The sequence below is a fragment of the Mesorhizobium sp. M7A.F.Ca.US.005.03.1.1 genome (genome assembly GCF_003997975.1).
Lineage (GTDB): Bacteria > Pseudomonadota > Alphaproteobacteria > Rhizobiales > Rhizobiaceae > Mesorhizobium > Mesorhizobium ciceri.
This window is the reverse complement of record NZ_RZRO01000170.1, coordinates 1-7,359: the sequence shown is the minus strand read 5'-3', so window position 1 is coordinate 7,359 and position 7,359 is coordinate 1. Positions and strand designations below refer to the sequence as shown.

The following is a 7,359-nucleotide window of genomic DNA, read 5'->3' as shown; positions in this document are numbered from 1 at the left end:
CGTCGCACTGCGCGGACGATGTGAAGTATGGCGTTGTCGAGCGGGTGGTTGCCGACTTTCAGGCCATGAAGCGGGATGGAACGGTTTTTGCGGGCCAGAAGATCGCCGACCTCATCACCGTCAACGGCGTGCGCGTTGTCGCCGAGGACGGCACCTGGGGACTGGTGCGCGCCTCGTCGAACAAGCCGGAACTGGTCGTGGTCGTCGAAAGCCCGGTGTCGTCGCAGCGTCGACGGGAGATGTTCGAGGCTGTCGACACCGTGCTGCGCCGCAGCCCCGAGGTGGGCGCCTACAACCAGACATTCTGAGTATCCCTTAGGCCGCCGGCTGACAGCCGCACGTCTGCCTGATCGATCACACCCCAACGCGCGCGCTGTTGGAGCTCGCGGCGTCAAAAGTACCGTTGTGGGTCACCTGCGCTTCGCCCAGTAATTGCAGGACCCATCCCGGCGTCCGAGTGAACCTTGGTGGCCGCTGGGATACGCATCATGATCGGAGACGCGAACAGGTGCAAACTTCCCCTGTCGGTGATGAGACCCAAGGATCAGTCGCTTGACCTGTCCTGGTTGTGGCGCGCTCTTCTCGTCAACAGGCGGATGCCATCTTCATCCATGATGAGCTGAGTGCGATACCCGTCGAATTTGATCTCGTGAATCCAGTCGCCCCGCTTGGGCGGGTGTCGACAAGCTCCGGCTCAATAGGTGGGATGAACTTCAAACGCATGAACTGCCTCGCAAGACTGCGATTCAATATAGCGTGCGCTAAAATGGTTCCGGACCATTTTAGACGAATTGAATGTTTGATAGCCATGGCGAATCCGACCTTGGACCACCAATCCCCGGCAAGCTGCACGGTGGCGAGCCAGCCCACGAGACGACAATTTCCATACCTGCCCGATTTGCGGTCAGCAGGTCGACATGCGCGACCTGCGCCGTCATTTGGCACGAACGGCCGAGGCACAGACCGCTGCTGCTGTTGGTTGATCAGGCGAGAATGCCGCTCGAACGGGGCGGCGTTTCGTTGCCCCGGACCCCTCCGACTGCCTCTTCTCAAAAGCTGTTCCATTGCGCGGAGCAAAGTCACGATTCAGAAGGGAGTCTCGCGTGGCATCGGTCGTGCGGCAACGCGAAATCCATCGACCTTCATTCAAATGTTCTGTTGACAAAAAACACGACCCGCCAGCACTAAACCAGGACGGGCCGTCTTGTTGATGCGATCACTCTTGGCCCAGAGGTCCTTCCGCGAAGAGATCGTTCACCTTGTAGGCGACCTCCGTGCGGTTGGTCGCCTTCAATTTCTTCATGATGTTTCGGATGTGAACCTTCACAGTGCTTTCGCGAAGGTTCAGTTCGTGGGCGATGATCTTGTTCGCCTTGCCGCGTCGCAGTGCCTGGGCGACCTCTGCCTGCCTGAGCGTGAACATGCCCGTCAAGGGCCGGGCGTCGCAGTTGCCTGATTTTATCAGGTGCCGCATGGAAAGGACACTACTGGCCGGAACGAAGATGCCTCCGGCTGCAGCCAAGTTGATCGCCTCGACACACACATCGATCCCGACCGAAGTCGGAATGTAGCCGCGTGCGCCGCATTCGAGAGCCGTCAGCACCTGTGCAAGATCTTCGGTGTCGGCCAGGATGACCACCGGAACGGTCTTGAACTCGGACGAAATATGCCTGATTTCTTCTGCAATGCCCTGATCGGTGACCTTCCGGCCGCCGAGGTTGAAGAGTATGGTTGAAAGGGGAGAAGCCGAACCCTTCCTTATGCGCCATTCCTCGATCGAACCCATGGCGACGACCACCATGCCCAATTCATGATCCTCAAGCGCCGAAGCGAGACACTCGCGGTCCAAGGCCCTCCCGTCCAGCATGAGAAGGTATTGCTTACCTGCTTCTTGGTGGAGATTTTCTGTGCCGCTGGACGGAACTCTTGATCGATTTGACGAACCGTAACTGTGCAGTCCTGCTGTAGAAACCATACCGATACTCACCCTTCCCCAACGAAGGTACCTGTGGCGCCCGATAAGTGCCCTTTCTTAGAATTGGAAGTTTTTGGTACCCGACCCATTTTCCACGCTCAAGGCTGATTGCGAACCTCAAGCAACGTGGCTGCTGACATGTAGAGCAGCCTCGGGAGTGTAGGAGCTATTTATTAGCATTCTCTAACATAAGTTAATTTTTTCGGTAAATTTTTACGTTGAGAAGACGGGACTCCAAACCGGTTTGACCCGCGCGAGCGGCCCGAACTAAGGCGCATGCCCGTGCCGCACCAGGCTATAGATATCCTCGGTTACCGCGCACTGTGTTGGTTGCACGCGCTCTTGCGATTAATTCGGCGGGTCTCATGCGATAGGCGGTGGTTGGGTTTGCTCGCACCTCCTGACAACGCTGCATCATACCTCCAAAAGCTTCGTTGACGATGTATACACCACGCTGAACACTGGATTGCCGGCGTCTGCTCGAGCTTACGCTGCCTGTCTGCGAACAAATGCGGAGACAGGATAGGGGAGCCACCGCCGCCCAACACCCCATGGCTCCCCTATCGCTCCGCATGGCGACCCACTTCCGAAATTTGATTTTTGAACGGCAAGCACGATCCGCCTGCAGGGCATGGCTGACGTCGGCAGATGAAGCGGCTCATCGTGAGCCTTCGCCAGACAACGTCCGGGTCTCAGGCGGTCCCCAGGGGGTTTGCTTCGCATAGCTGCTGAAAATCCAGAACCGTCCCGTCAGTCTGGATCTCGGCTTCGAATGCCTCGATCAGCCGTTTGGCGGCTTTGCTGGCAATGTGCGAATCGGGGTAAGTTGCCTCCACAACGCGCGCGCGCTCGTAGACTTCCCTGAATTGCCTGACCTGCTTGGGACCGAATACGCGATGTACAACCTGAGTGGTCATACCGCTTCTCCTCCTGGTGGCGGAACTTGAATTAACCTGCCCGTTGTCAAGCGCGCGCATGATTTCATCATCGGCACAGGATTACAACTGAAAGCCCAACAAGCCTGCGCCGGTATTGTAAGATACCAATTTCCTTGGTCGAGGCGTTCTTTAGTAGCGTTCGCTCGATTGCGAGTTAGCCGTTTGCAGGAGGCAAGGTCGCATGGTGAAGATTGCCAGAACCGCTGACCAGCCTTCGTGACGCCTTGCTCGAAACAAAAAAGCCAGGAGGCTTTTGCCTACTCATCCCGATGCCGCCCAGGGACTACGCGAAGCTGGCGTCGTCATTGGCCATTCGGTGCTGATCGTGGTTGACATCGACCGGGAAGGAGATCTCAGCGGTTACGGCATCGCTCGCCCCCTGTCGCAAGCAATCCTCATAATGATGGGTGGTTGCTGGGCTACAGAGGGGGCCCGTATCCTTCAGAAAAGAGGGGCGAGCAACGATTTCGGGTCGGGGGCGCCGGTCACCCGTAGCACGAGGCCCATGGTTGCTACTCGATGCTCAGGCCTGCCACACGATTCATTTATGATCTTTCAAGGGGAACCAAGAGTGCTTGGGCAGAGCGATATCCAATCGGCTGGGGGCTCAACGAAGACCGGACGAAGCGACTGGCACTGTAGGTCGCGGATTTACGATTTTGGTAATCGATGGAGGCCATCAGAGGGAAGGGGAGGCGGTGTTGGTCATCGAACGACACTACATCGCACCGGGCAAGTCGATGTGTTGAAAGCTTCGGCCCGCCTGCGTCGGCGCAACAACGGAGGCTCGGTCGAAATGGGAAATAACCCATCCGCGCATCCCGTTGATACGCAATGCAATCATACCGTCAAAAGGGCTAACTCCGAAATGCGGTGGGGAGAACCCGCCACCTTAATCATAATGGAGGAGCCGACACTATCGACATGGCTGTGGTATTTTGTCTGCCGGGTCACGTAAAGGAGCGGTGAGTGGAACAGGTCACGACTTGCTGGGCCAGTCAGCTGGCGGAAGGACGCCTCAATGGTTTCGTGCCAATCCAACAACAGCGCTCAACGATGGCTGGACTTGAATCCGAGCGCGCCGAGAGGCATGCCAAGGCTTGTGGGTTGAGACGGCTTCGGTCCTACGCCCAGTGGCTCGTGCCAGATGATCTGGCCGTGTTCATTGAAGAGATCGATTGTTCCGCAGTCTTCGGGCGTGACGGCAAGTTGCTGGGGAAGAGGCATCCATGGTCTCGGACGGACTAAGGGCTAACGCCGCACAAGCGGCCGAATTTCTGGAGGTGCTGGGCAATGCGCGGCGGCTGCACATTTTGAGCTTGCTGCTCGACTATGAATTGCCGGATCGCAAAATTCGCGAACGGCTTAATATTAGCCGGACAGCCTCGTGGCACCACCTAGCCAAGCTCCGGGAAGTTGGGCTCGTAAAAATCCGCCGGGACGGCCGGAATGTATATTTTTCCTCTGAAAATCGAGCGGTACGCGATCTGCTTTGCAATTGGAATGTCGTGGTTGCTGTCCAGCAGTCTGGGCAAGCGGTTCCGCCCGGTGGCGGTGCCTTGGCGGTGACATGCCAGGATCTTGTGCACTCGGCCCCCGGTCTGGAAAACCGAGTTTGTCAAAGCGCCAGCGAGTCCCGGAGCGACGAGTGATTATCCCCAGGAATCTCGGTTAGACACCGTTGGATCGAGAAGATCACCCGCGCGATTGTTGCCACCCGCGGGTTTTCTCTGCGGCGTCAGCCCCCGGATCGCGAAACGGCTGACGCATACCCTGTGGATTGGCGAATGCCGCCGACTATGGTCGCGCTATCGACGCGCCCGATTGAACCTCGGTACTCCGACTTGCGCTATAAACACTCGGTATCCTGCTACTGCCTCAAGCCGGCATTGAATCAATCCTGTGGTCAGTCAGTTGCCAGCGGGTAGGTCAGGTGCGGTGCCACCGCTTTAAAATATAGACAGGTTTCTTCGCGTGGAGCCCCATCCATGATCTGTGGGCCGTTGCACGTTGTAAAGTTCCTCAATAGAGACAAAGCCAATCAAATGGGAAACTCGAAATATGCAGAATGACGCTGAAGCACCGCAGGTCCAGTTGTTGCAGCTCACCGCCGACATAGTGGCGGCATATGTCCAGAAGAACGCCATTCCGGCGGCCGGTCTTCCCGAATTGATCGCCAGCGTCAATTCTGCCTTGTCGGGATTGGGTCAGCCGGTGGAAGCGACGCCGCCCGCGCTTGTTCCGGCAGTCAATCCAAAAAAGTCCGTGTTTCCCGATTACATCATCAGCCTGGAGGACGGACGCAAGTTCAAGTCTATGAAGCGCCACCTTGGGTTGCTGGGAATGACACCCGACGAGTACAGAGCCAGGTGGGGGCTCGCCAAGGACTATCCCATGGTTGCACCGAGCTACGCGGCCCAGCGGTCAGCCCTCGCGAAATCCAGCGGACTCGGCCGCAAGCCAACTGCAAAAACGCCGTTGAGGAAAACACCAGCGAATCGGAAAGCTAAGGCCTAACAACAGGTGTCTATCAAAGGCGGCGGGGCAACCTGGATCACAAGGCAAGCATCACAATATCGCTCGGCTCCAAATATCGGCCTGGATAACAAATACCGTCCTCTGTTGAAAGCGACCGTGAGCCATCATCAGCTCTGACGAATGGCTGCAACCGATGGATGGTGAGACCACCGGACACTCATTGGGAGACCCCAGGGCGCAGCGTCCAATCTCATATGGTGCGGGGATGGCGGTAGGCTGCGGCGGCTGATCGGCCTCGCAGCTGTTCAGAGACAGGAAACTGCTCCATCCTTTTACCAGTTGCTCCGTTACGGCCGCAGCAATCTAGTGCGTGGTGCCTCCGCGCTCGGCATGTAGACAAGTTCTTCACCTGGAGACGCATTCATGATCGGCGGGCGTGTTGCCGTCTCTCTTGGTACTTTCGATTTGTGCAAACAATCCATAATTACGATAAGACGTTTCACTATCTCCGTTTCGAGGTCCAATGTCTGAAGTGGACTGGCTGAGCCATCTCCTGCAAATCATCACCGTGACCGGCCAGCTCGAGGTCCGCTGCGCCTATGGTGCACCGTGGCGCGTTGCCTGGAACAAGGCTGCCGCGAACGAAATTCCCTACCACGTCATAGTCAAGGGCCGGGCCATTCTCGAGGATCCGAAGACGAGAGCGGCGCGGGAGCTGCTGAGCGGAGATATTGTGCTGCTGCCTCACGGCGCGGCGCATGTACTGCACGACGGTAGCGGGCAAACACCAATTCCTACCCAGCAACGCCGGGGGTCAGCCGGATGGATGCTGAGCGAGAATGATGGCGAGGGCGAGCAACTGGATCTGCTGTGTGGGCGATTTTTTATCGCGCCGCCCCATGATCGACTGATCCGCAACTACCTGCCCGCCAACCTGGTGACACGCGCTGTGGACAGCCATGGAGAAGACGGCATGGGGTCCGCATCCAACCAACTTGCCGGTCTTGTCGGGCTGATGCGGATGGAGTCCTCCGGTGACAGGGCGGGAGGGCGCGCCATTCTCAACCCGCTTTCCTCGGCGCTTTTCACACTGGTACTGCGCGCGGCGAGCCAATCCGGGAAAGCCCCCGAAGGCTTGTTGGCCCTGGCTGGCCATCCGCGGCTGGCACCAGCAATTGCGGCAATGTTCGCCGATGCGGCACGGCCTTGGAAACTGCCCGATCTGGCCGATTTGTGCGGGATGTCGCGCGCTACGTTCATGCGCCAGTTTCAGGACAAGCTGGGTCGCTCCGCCCTCGATTTTTTGACTGATCTGCGCATGAGCCTGGCCGCCAACGAGTTGAAGAAGCCAGCCATCAGCGCCGAGGCCGTGGCCGAGACCGTCGGGTATCAATCCGTTTCGGCATTCCGGCATGTCTTCGCCGAAAGGATGGGGATGACGCCGGGGGAGTGGCGGCGACTGGCGCACAAGGGCGAGTAACGCACACGGTCTGGGATCGCGAAGGCGCAGTTTGATCCTTTCGCGCATCATACTGAGCTGAATCAGTCTCGAAATAATCACTCGTCCTCGTAAATTGGGCTCCGCAATCACTTGATAAGGGAGCCATCCAATGAACTGCATCGCCACCACCGGACCCGCAACCCGCGTAGCCGCCGAGATCTTCGGGGAGACCGGGAAGAGCGAAAACGCTTTCGCCACGAACGCCGTCATCGAAACGATCCTGAGCCGCAGTGCCGCCAAGTACTACGACCCTGCTGCCACCTTGAGCGACGACCAGATCCGCGGCCTGGTGCGTATCGGCACGTCCGCGCCAACCTCCTTCCACCTGCAGAACTGGCGTTTCATCGCCGTACGCTCGCCGGAAGCCAAGGCCCGGCTGCGTCCGATCGCCCGGAATCAGCCCGCGATCACCGACGCGGCCGTGACCTTCATCATCATCGGCCAGCTGGCCGATGCCAGCACCGTTC

Annotated in this window: 6 protein-coding genes and 2 pseudogenes; 5 read left to right on the top strand and 3 right to left on the bottom strand. The window is 58.2% G+C overall.

Going from position 1 to position 7,359, the window contains the following annotated elements:
* Window positions 1-308 (top strand): annotated as a pseudogene (locus EN990_RS34365) (phosphomannomutase/phosphoglucomutase); the annotation flags it as partial.
* A 272-nt stretch (window positions 309-580) separates the two neighbouring features.
* Here EN990_RS34365 and EN990_RS36500 read toward each other — a convergent pair.
* The 3 genes and pseudogenes from EN990_RS36500 to EN990_RS34345 all read right to left on the bottom strand — a co-directional run.
* Window positions 581-723: pseudogene (locus EN990_RS36500) on the bottom strand (ATP-dependent DNA ligase); the annotation flags it as partial.
* A 493-nt stretch (window positions 724-1,216) separates the two neighbouring features.
* The gene (locus EN990_RS34350; RefSeq protein WP_245322253.1) at window positions 1,217-1,867 is read right to left on the bottom strand and encodes a response regulator transcription factor; all 651 of its coding nucleotides are present in this window, start codon (window positions 1,865-1,867) and stop codon (window positions 1,217-1,219) included.
* An 800-nt stretch (window positions 1,868-2,667) separates the two neighbouring features.
* Complete coding sequence (locus tag EN990_RS34345) at window positions 2,668-2,892, bottom strand: hypothetical protein (protein ID WP_024505842.1); 225 nt, start codon at window positions 2,890-2,892, stop codon at window positions 2,668-2,670.
* A gap of 1,250 nt (window positions 2,893-4,142) precedes the next feature.
* Here EN990_RS34345 and EN990_RS34340 point away from each other — a divergent pair.
* From EN990_RS34340 to EN990_RS34325, 4 genes are all read left to right on the top strand, one after another.
* Window positions 4,143-4,565, top strand: coding sequence for a metalloregulator ArsR/SmtB family transcription factor (locus EN990_RS34340; protein ID WP_063170839.1), 423 nt, complete (start codon window positions 4,143-4,145; stop codon window positions 4,563-4,565).
* Between the two features lie 409 nt (window positions 4,566-4,974).
* Entirely contained in the window at window positions 4,975-5,430 is a 456-nt protein-coding gene (locus EN990_RS34335) for a MucR family transcriptional regulator (protein ID WP_063170838.1), read from the top strand.
* Window positions 5,431-5,914: 484 nt separating this feature from the next.
* A complete protein-coding gene (locus EN990_RS34330; RefSeq protein WP_127370266.1) occupies window positions 5,915-6,871 on the top strand; it encodes an AraC family transcriptional regulator in 957 nt (318 codons plus the stop codon).
* A gap of 130 nt (window positions 6,872-7,001) precedes the next feature.
* The coding region (locus EN990_RS34325) for a nitroreductase family protein (protein WP_245469241.1) at window positions 7,002-7,359 on the top strand (358 nt) is incomplete at its 3' end.